15 protein-coding genes are annotated in these 16,324 nt (G+C 66.6%); 11 read left to right on the top strand and 4 right to left on the bottom strand.

Annotated elements, in window-relative coordinates:
- Positions 1–122: 122 nt before the first annotated feature.
- The 4 genes from glgX (at position 123) to ACLJN9_RS03315 (ending at position 7,090) form a co-directional block, all read left to right on the top strand.
- Positions 123–2,240, top strand: coding sequence for a glycogen debranching protein GlgX (gene glgX / locus ACLJN9_RS03330; RefSeq protein ID WP_410809465.1), 2,118 nt, complete (start codon positions 123–125; stop codon positions 2,238–2,240).
- A 1-nt stretch (position 2,241) separates the two neighbouring features.
- Positions 2,242–4,563 carry a malto-oligosyltrehalose synthase gene (gene treY, locus ACLJN9_RS03325; protein WP_410809464.1) on the top strand — a complete coding sequence of 774 codons (2,322 nt, stop codon included), beginning with the start codon at positions 2,242–2,244 and terminating at the stop codon, positions 4,561–4,563.
- Positions 4,560–6,284, top strand: coding sequence for a malto-oligosyltrehalose trehalohydrolase (gene treZ, locus ACLJN9_RS03320; protein WP_410809463.1), 1,725 nt, complete (start codon positions 4,560–4,562; stop codon positions 6,282–6,284). The genes treY and treZ overlap by 4 nt, the downstream gene beginning before the upstream one ends.
- A 281-nt stretch (positions 6,285–6,565) precedes the next feature.
- Complete coding sequence (locus ACLJN9_RS03315) at positions 6,566–7,090, top strand: SLATT domain-containing protein (protein ID WP_410809462.1); 525 nt, start codon at positions 6,566–6,568, stop codon at positions 7,088–7,090.
- Here the strand turns inward: ACLJN9_RS03315 and ACLJN9_RS03310 are convergent.
- Both ACLJN9_RS03310 and ACLJN9_RS03305 read right to left on the bottom strand, forming a co-directional pair.
- Entirely contained in the window at positions 7,087–8,067 is a 981-nt protein-coding gene (locus ACLJN9_RS03310; protein WP_410809461.1) for a GTP pyrophosphokinase family protein, read from the bottom strand. The two genes, ACLJN9_RS03315 and ACLJN9_RS03310, sit on opposite strands and share 4 nt — an antisense overlap.
- 3 nt (positions 8,068–8,070) lie before the next feature.
- Positions 8,071–9,183: a nucleoid-associated protein gene (locus tag ACLJN9_RS03305; RefSeq protein WP_410809460.1), complete on the bottom strand. Its 1,113-nt coding sequence runs from the start codon at positions 9,181–9,183 to the stop codon at positions 8,071–8,073.
- Between the two features lie 478 nt (positions 9,184–9,661).
- Here ACLJN9_RS03305 and ACLJN9_RS03300 point away from each other — a divergent pair, with 478 nt between their 5' ends.
- Complete coding sequence (locus ACLJN9_RS03300) at positions 9,662–9,904, top strand: hypothetical protein (RefSeq protein WP_410809459.1); 243 nt, start codon at positions 9,662–9,664, stop codon at positions 9,902–9,904.
- 324 nt (positions 9,905–10,228) lie between these two features.
- On the opposite strand, the gene ACLJN9_RS03295 is transcribed toward ACLJN9_RS03300, so the two are convergent.
- Complete coding sequence (locus tag ACLJN9_RS03295) at positions 10,229–10,576, bottom strand: hypothetical protein (RefSeq protein ID WP_410809457.1); 348 nt, start codon at positions 10,574–10,576, stop codon at positions 10,229–10,231.
- 224 nt (positions 10,577–10,800) lie between these two features.
- Here ACLJN9_RS03295 and ACLJN9_RS03290 point away from each other — a divergent pair, with 224 nt between their 5' ends.
- The 3 genes from ACLJN9_RS03290 to ACLJN9_RS03280 all read left to right on the top strand — a co-directional run bounded on the left by ACLJN9_RS03290 (position 10,801) and on the right by ACLJN9_RS03280 (position 14,200).
- On the top strand, positions 10,801–11,991 hold the full coding sequence (locus tag ACLJN9_RS03290; RefSeq protein ID WP_410809538.1) for a helix-turn-helix domain-containing protein: 1,191 nt from the start codon (positions 10,801–10,803) through the stop codon (positions 11,989–11,991).
- 260 nt (positions 11,992–12,251) lie between these two features.
- Positions 12,252–13,433: a helix-turn-helix domain-containing protein gene (locus ACLJN9_RS03285; protein WP_410809456.1), complete on the top strand. Its 1,182-nt coding sequence runs from the start codon at positions 12,252–12,254 to the stop codon at positions 13,431–13,433.
- Positions 13,434–13,903: 470 nt separating this feature from the next.
- The gene (locus ACLJN9_RS03280) at positions 13,904–14,200 is read left to right on the top strand and encodes a hypothetical protein (protein WP_410809455.1); all 297 of its coding nucleotides are present in this window, start codon (positions 13,904–13,906) and stop codon (positions 14,198–14,200) included.
- Here the strand turns inward: ACLJN9_RS03280 and ACLJN9_RS03275 are convergent, their stop codons facing one another.
- Positions 14,201–14,386: a hypothetical protein gene (locus tag ACLJN9_RS03275; protein WP_410809454.1), complete on the bottom strand. Its 186-nt coding sequence runs from the start codon at positions 14,384–14,386 to the stop codon at positions 14,201–14,203.
- 129 nt (positions 14,387–14,515) lie between these two features.
- On the opposite strand from ACLJN9_RS03275, the gene ACLJN9_RS03270 reads away from it, so the two are divergent.
- From ACLJN9_RS03270 to ACLJN9_RS03260, 3 genes are all read left to right on the top strand, one after another.
- The gene (locus ACLJN9_RS03270) at positions 14,516–15,046 is read left to right on the top strand and encodes a GNAT family N-acetyltransferase (RefSeq protein WP_410809453.1); all 531 of its coding nucleotides are present in this window, start codon (positions 14,516–14,518) and stop codon (positions 15,044–15,046) included.
- Between the two features lie 104 nt (positions 15,047–15,150).
- Positions 15,151–15,729 (top strand): dihydrofolate reductase family protein, encoded by a 579-nt coding sequence (locus tag ACLJN9_RS03265; RefSeq protein ID WP_410809452.1) that lies wholly within the window; start codon positions 15,151–15,153, stop codon positions 15,727–15,729.
- 45 nt (positions 15,730–15,774) lie between these two features.
- The gene (locus tag ACLJN9_RS03260; RefSeq protein ID WP_410809537.1) at positions 15,775–16,221 is read left to right on the top strand and encodes a DUF4396 domain-containing protein; all 447 of its coding nucleotides are present in this window, start codon (positions 15,775–15,777) and stop codon (positions 16,219–16,221) included.
- The last annotated feature ends 103 nt before the right edge of the window (positions 16,222–16,324 follow it).

Below are 16,324 nucleotides of genomic sequence, written 5' to 3'. Positions count from 1 at the left end.
GCATCGCCTGGAAGGATGGATTGGCGCATCGGGGCGTGGGGCAATACCGGCGGGCGCGCGGGCGACCCCTGCCGGCGCGCTCGTGGCGCAGTGCGCACATGACCATGGCTTGAAGGAGCGACATGCAGGTCTGGCCGGGCGAGCGGTACCCCCTGGGCGCCACCTACGACGGGATGGGCACCAACTTCGCCATCTTCTCCGAGGTGGCCGAGCGGGTCGAGCTGTGCCTCTTCGACGAGTGGGACACCGGCACCGAACGGCGGGTCGAGCTACGTGAGGTGGACGCCTACGTCTGGCACGCGTACCTGCCGGGCATCGAGCCGGGGCAGCGCTACGGCTACCGGGTGCACGGCCCGTACGACCAGGGGAACGGGCTGCGCTGCAACCCGCACAAGCTGCTGCTCGACCCGTACGCCAAGGCGGTCGACGGTGACGTGGAGTGGGACCCGGCGGTCTACGACTACGACCTGGAGCACCCGGAGCGGATGAGCGAGACCGACTCGGCGCCGTTCATGCCGAAGTCGGTGGTGGTCAACCCGTACTTCGACTGGGGCAACGACAAGCCGCCGCGCACCCCGTACCACCACTCGGTGATCTACGAGGCGCACGTACGCGGGCTGACCATGCGGCACCCGGACATTCCGGAGGAGCTGCGCGGCACGTACGCGGGCATCGCCTCCCCGCCGATGATCGAGCACCTGACCCGGCTCGGGGTGACCGCGATCGAGCTGATGCCGGTGCACCAGTTCATCCACGACAACCGGCTGGTCGACCTGGGGTTGCGCAACTACTGGGGCTACAACACGATCGGGTTCTTCGCCCCGCACCACGGCTACTCGGCGCTGGGCCGCCTCGGCCAGCAGGTGCAGGAGTTCCGGGGCATGGTCAAGGCGCTGCACAAGGCCGGCATCGAGGTCATCCTCGACGTGGTCTACAACCACACCGCCGAGGGCAACCACCTCGGGCCGACGCTGAGCTTCAAGGGCGTGGACGCGCCCAGCTACTACCGGCTCAGCGAGGAGGACCGTCGTTACTTCGTCGACTACACCGGCACCGGCAACAGCCTCAACGTCCGCAGCCCGCACTCGCTGCAACTGATCATGGATTCGCTGCGCTACTGGGTGACCGAGATGCACGTCGACGGGTTCCGCTTCGACCTGGCCGCCACCCTGGCCCGGGAGTTCTACGAGGTCGACCGGCTGTCCACCTTCTTCGAGGTCGTCCAGCAGGACCCGGTGGTCAGCCAGGTCAAGCTGATCGCCGAGCCGTGGGACGTCGGCCCCGGCGGCTACCAGGTGGGCAACTTTCCGCCGTTGTGGACCGAGTGGAACGGCAAGTACCGCGACACCGTGCGGGACTTCTGGCGCGGCGAGCCGGCCACCCTGGCCGAGTTCGCGTCGCGGATCACCGGCTCCGCCGACCTCTACCAGGACGACGGCCGTCGACCGTTCCACAGCATCAACTTCGTCACCGTCCACGACGGGTTCACGCTCAACGACCTGGTGTCGTACAACGACAAGCACAACGAGGCCAACGGCGAGGAGAACCGGGACGGGGAGAGCCACAACCGGTCCTGGAACTGCGGCGTCGAGGGTGACACCGACGACGAGGCGGTGCTCGCGCTGCGCGCCAAGCAGCGGCGCAACTTCCTGGCCACGCTGGTGCTGTCCCAGGGCGTGCCGATGATCGGCCACGGCGACGAGCTGGGCCGCACGCAGCGCGGCAACAACAACGTCTACTGCCAGGACAGCGAGCTGGCCTGGGTCGACTGGGACAACGTCGACACCCACCTGTTGGAGTTCGTCCGGACGCTCATCGCGTTCCGGACCAGGCACCAGGTGTTCCAACGGCGTCGGTTCTTCACCGGCCTTCCGGTCGGCGGCCGGGGGATCGACGAGCCGCTGGCCGACCTGGCCTGGTACACGCCGGACGGTCGGGAGATGACCGGCGACGACTGGGGCAACGACTTCGGCCGCTCGGTGGCGCTCTTCGTCAACGGCGAGGGCATCCCGGAGCGCGGCCAGTACGGTCAGCGCCACCACGACGCCTCGTTCCTGCTCTGCTTCAACGCCCACGACGCGCCGCTGGACTTCACCCTGCCCGGCAGTGAGTACGGCCAGAAGTGGGAACGGGTCATCAGCACCGCCGAACCCGAACCGGACGACGTCACGGTGGTCAGCGCGGGCGGCACCATCCGGGTGTCGGACCGCTCCCTGGTGGTGCTGGAGAGGACGATCTGACATGGCGGTGCCCCCTCACCCCGACCGGAAGCTGACATCCACCTACCGCGTCCAGGTCCGCCCCGGCTTCGACCTGGACGCCACCGCCGCCCTCACCGACTACCTGGCCGGCCTGGGCGTCAGCCACCTCTACACCGCCCCGCTGCTGACCGCCACGCCCGGCTCCGCGCACGGCTACGACGTGGTCGACCACCGGGCGGTCAACCCGGAGCTGGGCGGCGAGGCGGGCCGGCAGCGGCTGCTGCGCGCGTTGCGCGACACGAAGCTCGGCCTGGTCGTCGACATCGTCCCCAACCACGCCGGGGTGGCGGTGCCGCCGGCCAACCCCGCCTGGTGGGACGTGCTGCGCCGGGGCCGCGCCTCGTCGTACGCCGACTGGTTCGACATCGACTGGGACCGGGGCCGGTTGCTGCTGCCGGTGCTGGCCGACGACCCGGCCGCCGTGGACGACCTCAAGGTGGTCGACGGTGAGCTGCGCTACCACGAGCACCGCTTCCCGGTCGCCGACGGCACCGGCGACGGCAGCGCCCGCGAGGTGCACGACCGGCAGCACTACGAGCTGGTGTCCTGGCGGCGCGGCGACGCGGAGCTGACGTACCGCCGGTTCTTCGCCATCGCGGGCCTGGCCGGTCTGCGCGTGGAGGACCCGGCGGTGTTCGCCGCCACCCACGAGCTGATCCTGGCCTGGGCCGCCGCCGGGGAGGTCGACGGCATCCGCGTCGACCACCCGGACGGCCTGCGCGACCCCGGCGGCTACCTGGCCCGGCTGCGCGAGGCCGCGCCGGCCGCCTGGCTCGTGGTGGAGAAGATCCTGGAGTACGGCGAGGAGCTGCCGGACTGGCCGGTCGACGGCACCACCGGCTACGAGGCCCTCGCCGCGGTCAACGGGCTCTTCGTCGACCCCGACACCGAGGGCGACTTCACCGCGCTGGACACCCGACTGGTCGGGCAGCACACGAGCTGGGAGAACCTCACCCACGACACCAAGCTGGCCGCCGCGACCCGGCTGCTCGCGGCCGAGCTGACCCGGCTGGCCGCGCTCGCCCCCGAGGTGCCGGGCGAGCAGGCGCGCGCCGCCCTGGCCGAGCTGGCCGCCGCGTTCGCCGTCTACCGGGGCTACCCGCCGCACGGCGCCCGGCACCTCGCCGCCGCCCGCTCCGAGGCGGGCCGGCGCCGTCCCGACCTGGTCACGGCCCTGGACGGGATCACCCGCCGGCTACGCGACGCCGACGACGAGCTGGCGCAGCGCTTTCCGCAGCTCAGCGGCGCGGTGATGGCCAAGGGCGTGGAGGACACCGCGTTCTACCGGTGGACCCGTTTCGTGGGGCTCAACGAGGTCGGCGGCAGCCCCGCGCACTTCGGGGTGCCGCCGGCGGAGTTCCACCGCTTCGCCACCGCCCTCCAGGTGCGCTGGCCGGCCAGCATGACCACCGTCTCCACCCACGACACGAAGCGCGGTGAGGACGTCCGCGCCCGGCTCGCCGTGCTCAGCGAGCTGCCGCGACGCTGGGGCGAGCAGGTCACCGCCTGGATGGGGTACGCCCCGCTGCCCGACCCAGCGTTCGCGCACCTGCTGTGGCAGACCGCCGTCGGCGTTTGGCCCATCGAGCGGGAGCGACTGCACGCGTACGTGGAGAAGGCCGCCCGGGAGGCCGGGGCCTCGACCAGCTGGGGTGACCCCGACGCGGCCTTCGAGCAGGCGCTGCACGGCGTGGTCGACACGATGTACGACGACCCGCGGCTGCACGCCGAGCTGACCGAGTTCGCCGCGGCGCTCACCCCGGCGGGCTGGTGCAACTCGCTGGGCCAGAAACTGGTGCAGCTCGCCATGCCCGGCATTCCGGACACCTACCAGGGCACCGAGCTGTGGGACAACTCGCTCGTCGACCCCGACAACCGCCGCCCGGTCGACTTCGACGTACGCCGAGAGGTGCTGGCGCGTCTCGACGGCGGCTGGCGTCCCCCGGTCGACGACAGCGGCGCCGCGAAGCTGCTGGTGGTGTCGCGGACCCTGCGGCTGCGACGGGCGCACCCGGAGCTGTTCTCCGGCTACCGGCCGGTGCCGGCGCACGGGCCGGCGGGCCGGCACGTCGTGGCGTTCGACCGGGGCGGCGCGATCGCCGTGGCGACCCGGCTGCCGCTGGGCCTGGCCCGCGCCGGTGGTTGGCGTGACACAGTCCTGTCGCTTGGTGTTAACGAGGTGAAGGACCTGTTCACCGGCCGGGTCTACAGTGGCGGAGAGACCTCTCTGGCCGACCTGCTGGCCGACTATCCCGTCGCACTGCTGGCTCCTCCCACCGCTTCCGTGGAGGCCGCTTCATGACCGAGTTCTCCGTGTGGGCGCCGGACGCCACCCGGGTCCGGCTGCACCTGCCCGATGCCGCCGACCACGAGATGCGCGCCGCCGCCGACGGCTGGTGGCGGGTCGAGGTGCCCGACGCCGGCCCCGACTACTCCTTTCTGCTGAACGACGACGAAACTCCACTGCCCGACCCCCGGTCACCGTGGCAGCCTGCGGGAGTGCACGGGCCCAGCCGACGCTACGACCACGCCGCCTTCGAGTGGTCCGACAGCTCGTGGACCGGCCGGCAACTGCCCGGCAGCATCCTCTACGAGCTGCACATCGGCACCTTCACCCCGGAGGGCACCTTCGACGCGGCCATCGACCGCCTCGACCACCTGGTGTCGTTGGGCGTCGACCTGGTCGAGCTGCTCCCCGTCAACGCCTTCAACGGCGAACACAACTGGGGGTACGACGGTGTCTGCTGGTTTGCCCCGCACCAGCCCTACGGAGGCCCGGACGGCCTGAAACGGTTCGTCGACGCCGCCCACGCTCGCGGGTTGGGGGTGATCCTCGACGTCGTCTACAACCATTTCGGGCCCTCCGGGGCCTACGCGCCACGGTTCGGGCCCTACCTGGCCGAGCAGTCGAACAGTTGGGGGCGTTCGGTCAACCTGGACGGCCCGCACTCCGACGAGGTCCGCCGCTTCATTCTCGACAGCGTGACGATGTGGCTGCGGGACTATCACGTCGACGGGCTGCGGCTAGACGCCGTGCACGCGCTGCCGGACTCGCGGGCTGTTCCGATTTTGGAAGAGCTGGCCGTTTCCGTGGAGTCCCTGTCGACGCACCTGGGTCGGCCTTTGTCGCTGATCGCCGAGTCTGACCTCAACGATCCACGGCTGATCACGCCGCGCGAAGCTGGTGGCTTTGGGCTGCACGCGCAGTGGAACGACGACGCGCACCACGCGCTGCACACGTTGCTGACGGGGGAGCGGCAGGGGTACTACGGGGACTTTGGCTCGCTGGAGACGCTGTCGGACGTGTTGACCGGCGGGTTCTTCCACGCCGGGACGTGGTCGAGCTTCCGGAACCGGCACCATGGGCGGGCTCTGGATCCGCGCGTCCCTGGGCATCGGTTGGTGGCCTATCTGCAGAACCACGACCAGATCGGGAACCGGGCTACCGGGGACCGGATCTCGGCTTCGCTGTCGCCTTCGCTGCTCCGGGTTGGGGCTACGTTGCTGCTGACCGCGCCGTTTACTCCCATGCTGTTCATGGGGGAGGAGTGGGCGGCCTCGACGCCGTGGCAGTTCTTCACCTCGCACCCGGAGCCGGAGTTGGCTGCTGCGGTGGCGCGTGGGCGGCGGCGGGAGTTCGCCTCGCACGGGTGGGCTGAGGGGGACGTGCCTGATCCGCAGGATCCGCAGACGTTCGTGCGGTCGCGGTTGGACTGGGCTGAGCTGGACAAGCCCGAGCATCGGGAGATGTTGGGGTTCTACCAGCGGTTGATCGCCCTGCGTCGGTCTCTTCCGGATCTGTCTGATCCCCGGTTGAACGCCGTCAGCGTCCAGCATGGGGACCAGTTCTTGCTGATGCGGCGGGGGGAGACGCTTGTGGTGGCGAACTTGGCTGGGCGGGGGCAGGGGATTTCGTTGCCCGGGGTGGTGCGGCGGGTGCTGCTGGCCTCGGGGGAGGGCGTCACGGTGATGCGGGACCGGATCCAGTTGCCCGCGGAGACTGCGGCGATCGTGGCACTCTAAGTACTACTTCGCCATCTTGTGCTGGGACGGTTGATCGAGGGCGACATTGATGTCTCGATAGTCGGCACGCTCCGTGAAATGGCTGGCTAGTTCTTTAGCCGCATAAAAGTTAGTTCAGCGAAGTCGGCTGCCGATCGCCTCGGAGGCAGTACCCATACGTTTGCAGGTTCAACGAAGAATTGAAGTGTAAACATCGTAGCTCCCCGCAGGCGTGTAGCGTCGTTCCGCTGGTGTCCGGGGTAGATAGAGGGTAGGGTGTAGGCCCCGACACAGGAGCAACGATGGCAGACGCGCGCTGGGAATCAGCCGAGGAGCTACTGAAGACTTGGCTTCGGCGGGGGCGCGAAGGGCAGCACTCGCATCATGAGGCGGGGAAGGTGTTGAAACGGGCGAATTACGCCTTGGCAATCCCCGTTATTGTGATTACTGCCGGTCTAGGGACTGCCGCATTCGCGACGATTACTACTCGACTCGCCAGCGGATGGAAGGTGACATTCGGGGTGCTTAGTATCGCAGCCGCAGTTCTGTCTACTCTGCAAACGCATATGCGATATGCAGAGCGAGCAGAGAAGCATAAGACGCTGGGTGCGCAATATGGAAATATAAGGCGACGCATCGAATCTGTGCTGGCGACGCCACTCATAGAGCGGGAAGACCCTCGCTCTGTACTAGATGAGATTCGTGCGAAGTTCGACGCCCTGAGTAGTGAGGGTGATGTGGTGACTCGGCGGATCTTCGCAAAGACGCTCAGACGACTCGATGAGCGGGACCGCGATAGAGCTCAGGGGCGCTTGAAAAGCCCTTAAGCAACTCTCTGCAATTCTTCCAACAAGCCTTCCGGTAGACGTGCCTGCCAAGCGTGCTCCAGCAGCATCGAATGACCGGTGAGTCGTTCGAATATCGCGATGCTTTCCGGCTGCCCGAGGAGCACGAACAAGCCATTCTTGTAGGCTTCTGATGTAGATCCGTATCGGTCGTAAATTTCGCTAAGGCGGTACCGTTCCCGCTTCGCAAATTCCTCAAGCATCTCGGGATATCGAGCTTGCTGGTCGACGTTCATAGTCGACAGTACAACCGCTACAGATTCTCTTGTGAGCTCGCTGTTGTACGCATTAGTGCAGAAAGTGTAGTATATTCGCTCGCACTGATCGATGACAGTGTTGAGAAAGTGGTCAGACGACTCCCCGATGATGTCCATCGCCCGCTGCACCTCCCGGTCGTATACTTCGACCAATGCAAGGAGACCGTACAACGACCGTCTGACATCCTTCGGCAGACCTGAAGATGGCTTGTATAACAACTTATGGGACATGCTAGCCCAAAGGTCACTTGCGGCTGTGCGAAGTTGGACCTCGCAGTCGTACCCTTTGTGAGGTTGAGTCGGGTCTGGGTTGGTCGGCTGATAAAGTTTGATTTGGAAGTGAATTCGAGGATAGCGCAGCCTATCCTCGTCGTCTTCTTTCGGAGATTCATCGAGCGACGACCACAGGACTTGAAAATTCTCTCGGATAAGCGTTTCAGCCGTCGCCAAATCACCAGAATGACGCACAACGATTCTGACGCCAGCCTTGTCGTATATCTCGTTCCAGGGATCAGTTAGTCCACGGATGACTGCCTTCTTAACAAAACTTCCGACATCCTTGGCCCTGTGAGTTACCGTACAATCGAGCCTAGCGTCGATTGATAGCACCCGTATGCGCTGGGCGATTTCCTGTGCGAGTTGAACGAATACATGACGATCCTCCGAGAATCGGAGCCTGGCCTCCTCGCGCGGCTCAGTCATAGACTACTCAGCTTCGCCACTGTCCCCTGACGCGGGACCGTCGTCGTCGGCTGAGGTAGAGCGGCCGCCAGGAACTCCTCGGCCTTTGAAGTCGCCCATGATGTCCTGGATCACAACTCGGCTTAGCGGGCCGTCCAACCGCTCAATTTTAACTACCTCATCGAATGCGGCTCGCGGGGCGGTCACAACTACGCCACTCATGAATGCGATGCTGAACTGCTTTAGCCGAGACTCTATGAGGGATAGTTCTTTGTCGAAGGTTGTGGTCGGCACTCCATGGCGTGACAAATAGTCAAGAAATTCGTCGCGGTGAGCTGGTTGCAGGTTGCTTCCTGCGAATCCACGAGGTGATACCGTACCCCGCTCGCTGAGCAACTCAGACGCAATCGCCATTGCGTAGCGAGCCCTGACGTCGGGGTTGTGAACGCACTTATTGGTCCAATCTTGTGCGTGTTGATGGAACATTTTTGTGAGTTGCTTCGGGTCATCTAGGAGTTGACAACCTAGGTACTTGCGTAGGAAGAACGCCGCAACTTCATTGCCGGACATTTGGACGTCAGCCGCCCAGCCATGGAGTGTGTCGCTGTCGAGGTCGGCCGAATTGAAAAGCGCAACCTTGTAGACCTTGGACTTGCTGGTCAGGAAAAGATCACGGAGATATCGAACATCCTGCGCCCCTGCCTGCTCTGCCGACTCTTCGGCAAGCATGCCGCTCTCCCGTTCAATCTTGACGAGCATGATCGCGGGGGAGTTACTGACCACGCACTGTGCGACGAAAAGCATTCCAGCTGAGTTTCTTGCTGTTTGAATTTCGAGAAGGATCTGCGCAAGCTCTTTCGATTTGCCAATAAAGTCGGCATCCTCGACCGCAAGTAGGTCTTTGATTACCGCGGGAGTCTTGGATTCAACAGCCGAACTTTCGACGATCTGCCTACCATTACGTCGAAGCACCTTGCGCAGGCGCGTCTCAATCTCAGCCCGAGCTTCGGGTTCCATGTTGCAGACATCTTCCCTAGCATCTAGCGCGGCTACGTCAGCACCGTTCGCGCGGGTACGTGTCGGAATGCCATGGAATATTGATCTTACGATTTCGATCTGGCCGATTGAGGACTTCACCTGCAACCCATCCTTTCGTTACCGACAGTCACCGAGGGGGTCCACGCTGCATCGAGCTATCCCTCGATGCAGCTCCTGGCCACCGGCGGCACCATCGAACGTTAGCTGAGTGTCTACAGAAGGTGAAGAGGGTGGGCCAGAGATGGACGGTTGAGATTTGCGGGATGCTCAGGTTGGAGTCCGATAACTGACAATAGTGCCCAGAGCAGAGCAAGCATCGGTCACCAGAGCGGCCAAGTTTCGACCGCAGCAGGCCATGACCGTAGATGTAGGCGGTCGAGATGAAGTCGGGCGAGCGGATAGTCGAAAATCAGCCTTCAGTCTGGACCCGATCCGACATCTGCCGACCCACATTTAGTCCCGGCCGAACCTCGAAGCAGGCAGCCTTCCATGATTACTCAAGGCATGAGTGCGGTGATGTTGGCGAGGCAGACGCCTTAGAGGCGAACGGCACCTTGGCGGCAATAGTTTTTGCCCGATGGCGGCCCGCCTGAAGTACACGACGGCGGGTGCTCGCCGAGTGGATCGCGCCGCGACAAACGCGCTTGCCGCCCTGCTTGCTGGGTACCGCCGCCTGGAGGATGCCATCGGGTCCGGCCCCATCACGGCACCAGTTCGTGCCCACCTCGACACCATGATGGGCTTGCTGCGGGATGCTCCGCTCGACGTGCGGCCCCGCATGGTCGACGAAGCTGGGCAGTGGGCGCAATTTGCGGGCTAGCTGAGCATCGCGCGGGGTGAGTAGCGCGCTGCCACACCTTGGAACGCGAGGACTTTGCAGCGGGCAACTGAGGCCGGCAATACGGATCTGATCGCCACCGTGCTGACCTTCAGGGGCACCAGGCAGAGTTGCGACACGACCTACCGACCATGATCGAGCTGTCGCGGGAGTTGGTCGGGTCGCGACCGGCGCGCAGCACCGGGCGTGGACGGAGCGGGGCCGGATGTTGGCTCAGAAGCTGTCAGAGGAAACCGGTGCGGAAGTCGTCTACCAGGGGGATCGTGTCGAAGCCGATCTCGACTGCCCGACCTGCGGTCACAACGGCTAGCCGCCGTGGCTGTCGCTAGCGGAGGACAGGTCAAGGTATGCCAGCAGCCGCAGGAGCCCGCTGACGTGTTGCGCGTCGTGCCACAGCGACGCGACGTCATCCGGGCTCCGCTGTAGGAAGCCAGCCAGCTCTGCGAGCTCGTCGCTGCTCTGCCCGCTGTCGATCGTTAGTTCCGGTCGCTGAGCCAACTCGAAGGCCGCACGAAGGTCGATGTTCCAGTAGTAGTCAACGCCGTGCTCCGACAGCTGGACCTGCGGGCCGAACCGCCTCTCCGCCGCGTCCAACAACATTGCACACGCTCGACGCAGATCCGCGATCCTCAGCACCGCTTCAGCTTCAGCCACGTCTCATGATCCCTCGAAGCGACCTGCACGAACAGATCAATTCGATCTCGGCAAAGTCGAAGAGGTGGCCGTATCGGTAGGACGCCCTACAGGTGCAGTCAGTCCGTGCTGCTGGCGGTGTTCGGTTTCACCAGCGTGGCACTCTGCCGGTGTACCGTTTAACCGTGCGGGGATAGAGGTCGCTAGCCGCTATCCCAGTCCCCTACTTGGGAGTGGGCGAAGGCATGGTGAAGAAGCCGGACACCATCGGTGCCAGGATCCGGTATTGGCGTATGCGCCGTGGCGGAATGACTCAGGCCGTCCTCGCTGGGCTAGCTGGCGTCACCCAGTCGTACGTGTCGCAGCTCGAGTCGGGCCGGAAGACCATCGACCGTCGCTCCACTCTGGTCGCTCTTGCTGCCGCCCTCCAAGTCACGGTGGCCGACCTCCTTGGCCAGGGCACGGAGTCCGGCGATCCGGCCCGCGAGAGCGCCGCCGAGTGCGTACCGGCGATCTGGTCGGCCCTGATCGAGATCGAGGACGGCGAGCGCCGACCGTCAACCTATGCAAAGGATCGCCTGACGGCCGAGATCGCTCGCGCCGATGAGCTTCGGAACTCGTGCAACTACCCAGCGATGGCTCGCCTGCTCCCCGCCCTCCTGCTCGAAGCCGCAGCCGTAGGCGGTGCTCCTCTCGCCCAGGTGGCCTATCAAGCCTCCACCTGTCTCCGGCACCTCGGATACCGGCACCTGGCGCTCAGCGCCGCACGGGTTGCCGTATCAGTGGCCGAGCAGACCGAAGACCCAGCGTGGATCGGCGCGTCCCGGTTCGCCTATGCGCAGAGCCTGCCGATCGAATCCGCGGCACTTGCTGCCCGAGCTGCCGACCGTTCGCTGGCCGAGCTACAAGCCGATGCCGCCGACGAGCGGGTACGGCAGATGCTCGGACAACTCCACCTCTCGGCAGCGTTGACCTCGACTGTCAGCGGTCGCCTGGACGTTGCTCGCGACCATCTCGCCGAGGCGGCGCGCGAGGCGGCAACCCTCGGGGATCCGTCTGACGGGGCAGGGTTCAACGGTTGTGGGTTCGGGCCGACCAACGTGGGGCTCTGGGAGATGTCCATCGCAGCGGAGCAAGGCGAGTCCGGCCGTGTCATCGAGCTGTCCCGGACGGTACGTCCACAGGTTCTCGCCGCGTCGATCCGCCAACAGTCCTACTGGCTCGACGTCGGTCGCGCCCTGGCCGACGGCGGTCGTCGGGACGCCGAGGCGCTGGCGGCCTTCGTGCAGGCCGAGCAGGCAGGCCCGGTGCCGTTCGCTCTCAACCCGCTCGCCCGCGATGCCGTGGTGGCGCTGGCCCAGCGAGCACAGCGCCGGGCGATCCCCGACGAGCTGCGACTGCTTGCTGGTCGCATCGGCATCAACCTGGCTGCATAACCGCCAGTAATCTAACCATCACTGATCCGCCCTAATGTCCGCTTCGGGATGCAACGCGTCCCGTTGGCCTGGTGTGATGGTGGTCGGCTCTCGAGCATCACCGCTGGGCCTCTGCCGGAGGAGGCGGGGATTGAGCGGTCAGCGCGACAGCGAGTCGGACGACAAGGCCGAGCAGTCGGAGGCGGCCGAGCGGGAGGCTGCCAAACAGCGCCTCCTGGCTCAGGCCGAGGCGGAGCGCGTACCTGTGGAGGACACGACCCGTGCGGTCCCAGACCGGCGGTGGCGGCGTGACCAGCGATGACCTTCCGATCGGCCGGCGGGTGGCGCGGTGGCGGGTGCGGCGGTCGATGACGCAGCAGATGCTCGCCGATCGGGTGCGTAGGTCGAAGAGCTGGGTGGACAAGGTGGAGCGGGGAGTGCGCACTCTGGACCGGTACTCGGTGATCCAGGAGCTGGCCCACGTGCTGCGCGTCGACCCGGAGGTGCTGCTCGGCCAGCAGCGCAGCACTCCGGAGGGCACGCCGGTCGGGGTGGACGACATCCGGGCCGCTCTCGCCCGCTACGACACCCCGCAGGCCCCGGCCCGAACAACGGACGAGGTACGAAGGCAGGTCGGGTACGCCTGGTTGACCTACCAGCACGCGCACTACGGGCAGTTGGTGCGGGTGTTGCCGGGTCTGCTCGACGCCGCCCAGGCCGCACAGGCACGAGAGTTGTTGGTGCAGGCGTACCGGATCTGCTCGTCGCTTCTGGTGAAGCTCGGTGAGGCCGACCTCGGCTGGCTGGCCGCCGACCGGGCGATGGCCGCCGCCGGCGACGCCCCGGTCCTCGCGGCGACGGCGGCGCTCTCGGTCGCCCAGGCGTTGCGCGCGTCGAACCGCGACCGCCTGGCCCTGACCGCGACGCTCGCCGCCGCGCACCGCGTCACGTCCGTGCCGCAGCGGCCGGCGGGGGAGTGGGCCGTGGGTGGGACGCTGCTGGTTCAGGCCGCCCTGGCCGCCGCCGGCTGCGGCGACACCCGGCGCGCCGACGAGCTGACCGAGCGGGCCGCGGGGATCGCCGCCAACCTTCGGGGGTACGACGACCAGCACCGCACCAGCTTCGGGCCGATCACTGTCGAGATGGCGCGGGTGCTGGTGGCGGCCTCGCGGTGTGACATCGACGAGGCGATGCGCCAACACGTGATCCTGATTCGGCGGGAGGCGTGGCGGCGGTTGCCGGCCGAGTATCGGGGCGCGTATCTGGTCGACGCCGCGCGGGCGTACCTCCAGGTTGGTGACCTGCGCGGCGCCGCACGCGCGCTGGTCGACGCGGACAGCATCGCGCCGGCCGAGGTTCGGTGTCGGCCGTTGGCGCGTACCGTGATCGCCGAGATCGCCCGCGCGCACCCGGCGCCGTCCGGCGTGGCGCGACTGGCGACGCTGGTCGGCCTCACCCGCTGACCAGCCCTGGGCCGAAACCCCGATCCGGCCGGGAACGACCGAGACTCCCCGGGGCAGTGACCACGACGGGCACATTGATCGGCTCCTACCCGACGGCCTCGTTTGGGACTGGCCGAGCGCTGGTGCCTCCCGATGGGCGTACCCGTGATCGCCGATGGTGCCCGCCCGCAGCCGGCGTCGGCAGAGCCGCTGTGGTGAACGGCGTCCGTCCCTTGCAGAATTGATCATCTCTCGTTCATCGTTTAGCGTGCGCGTCCGTGAATCTCTCTCGAATCGTCTCCGCCCTGTTGGTCCTTGCCGCTACGACCGCTCTCACCGCCTGCGGTGACGGAGATGGGGCGACGACCGCCGGATCTACGCCGTCTACCACCACGTCCACCGCCGCAGCCTCGGCGGCCGCCTCCCCAACCGCCGTGCCGACGGCGTCAGCCGCGACGGTCACCACGAGCGACAAGGAACTCTGCACGTCGGTGAAGAAGGCCAGCGACGGGATGAAGGCGGAACTGGTGAAGATTGCGATGGCTGGTGAGCCGTCGGCGGCGGATTTCAAGAAGGCTCTGACGGAGTTGGAGCAGAAGGTCAGTGCGTTGGCCTCGGCCGGCGGTGACAGCAAGGTGGCTGGTGCGCTTCGGCCGTTCGGTGCCGAGGCGGCCAAGGCCGCAGCGGCGGCTGACCCGGGGAGCGCTGCCGACAACCCGGCCTTCTTGAAGGCCGGCAAGGACGTCACCGCCGCGTGTAAGGCGGCCGGAGTCAGTGTGATCCTCTGATCACGAAGGTCCCAACCTCCGTGCCCACCACCCAACCATCGGTGTGCCCTCTGTGAGGGAGATGCCGAGCAGCCTGGCGGCCAGGCCGAGCCGCTCGTGACGGACGTCGGTCAGTGGCGGCAGCAGCAGCGTCGTCAGGCCGACGTCCAGGGCGGCGCCGTCGTACTCGTGCCGATCGCCGACCATCAGCGTCTCCTCCGGCAGCGCGCCGAGCTGGTCGAGGGCGTTCTCGGTGTTCTGTGGCGTGCTGGCACGTATATCTGCTGGAGGATGGTCTCGGGCCTGATCGGCCTGGTCCGGGACTACGGTTGCGCCATGAACGACACCACCCGCGGCGTTCGTATCAGACGCGGCGGCCCGGCCGACGCAGCCGCCGTCCTGAGCATGCTCGACTCCGCGGTGATCTGGATGATCGATCGAGGCAACACCGAGCAGTGGGGCACGACACTGTTCTCCGAGAAGCCCGGAGGGGCCGAGCGGGTCGATCGGTACATGACCGAGAACGTCCCGTACATCGCGGAGCTGGACGGAACACCCGCCGCAGCCCTGGTATTGGACTCCGGGCCCAGTCCGCAGGCGCCGATCGCGCGTGCGGAAGAACCCGAGCGGTACGTCCGCCTCCTGGTCTCCGACCGACGATTCGCCGGCCACAACCTCGGCTCGGCACTGTTGGCACACGCCGCCGAGGAGACCCGGCGAGCCGGTGTGCGGTTGCTACGGGTCGACTGCTGGGCGGGCGGCGGCGGCGAGTTGGTGGCGTTCTACGAGCGCCACGGGTTCACGTCCACCGAAACGTTCCTGGCTGGATCCTGGCCGGGGCAGGTGCTCGCCCAGCGGGTCGGTTGAGCGACACGTCGCCTGATCCCCGACGCCCCGGGGCGCCGGTGGGAAACTGGACGCCCACCGGTCCCGCCTGGTCACACCAATCAGCCGTACGGAAGGAGAACGAGATGACCGCCACCTACACGTTCGACGTCTTTTCGAGCCTGGACGGCTACGGCGGCGCCGGCGCCGACTGGACCGGCTATTGGGGTAAGCAGGGCCCCGAACTGCTCGACCACCGCCTCGCCCTGTACGACGCGAAGCAGCGGATGGTCTTCGGGGCCAACACCTATCGGTTGTTCGTCGACATGCTGGCCGGGAGCACCGAGGAATCCGAGGTGCGCGACCCGTGGGTCACTCGGATGTGGAACTCGCCGGCAACGGTGGTGTCGACGACGCTGGAGGAACCGCTCGACTGGCCCAACGCGACAGTCGAGCGAGGTGACGCCGTCGACGTCGTCGCCCGGCTCAAGGAGCAGTCTGAGGTGCCGTTGCGCTCCCACGGCAGCCTGTCGATGAACCGGGCGTTGATGGCCGCCGGCCTCGTCGACCGCGTGCAAGTGACGCTCTTCCCGGTCGTCACCGGTCAGAGCGGGCTGGACCCGATCTTCCAGGGTGCAGCCGACTTCGACCTGGAGCTGCTCGAGAACAGGACTCTCGACGGTGACATCCAAGAGCTGGTCTACCGGCCCACCCTGCATCGTTAGCCGTCCGGCGAGGACGGCGCGGAGCACCACGAGCACCGCCATCCGATCACCACCACGTGGGCCGTTGCCGTGCAGGCGACCCTGCACTGTCTGACCGGATGCGCCATCGGCGAGGTCCTGGGCATGGTCATCGGCACCGCACTCGTCCTGCACAACGCCGCCAGCGTCGCCCTGTCCATCGTGCTGGCGTTCGTCTTTGGCTACACCCTCACCATGCGAGGAGTTCTGCGCGCCGGCGTCGCGCTGCGCACCGCGCTGAAGGTCGCACTCGCCGCGGACACCGTGTCGATCGCCGTCATGGAGATCCTCGACAACACCGTCGTGCTCACCGTGCCCGGCGCCATGGACGCAGGTCTGACGAGCATGCTGTTCTGGGCCGCGCTCGCGGCCTCCCTGCTCGTCGCGTTCCTGCTCACCACGCCGGTCAACCGATGGATGATCTCGCGTGGTAAGGGTCACGCGGTCGTCCACGAATACCACCGTTCACACTGAACGGCTCAACCCTCCGCCATGACCCGCGACCGTCATGCCGCTCACCCACGCCGGGGTGAACGGGCTGACTGGCGTTCCACACACGTCATCGTCGGTGGCTTCC

Origin of the sequence: Micromonospora sp. 067-2 (assembly GCF_046549295.1) — a bacterium.
Classification (GTDB): Bacteria; Actinomycetota; Actinomycetes; order Mycobacteriales; family Micromonosporaceae; genus Micromonospora.
Note: the sequence above shows the minus strand (reverse complement) of the source record. Positions and strands in the feature narration are given on the sequence as shown.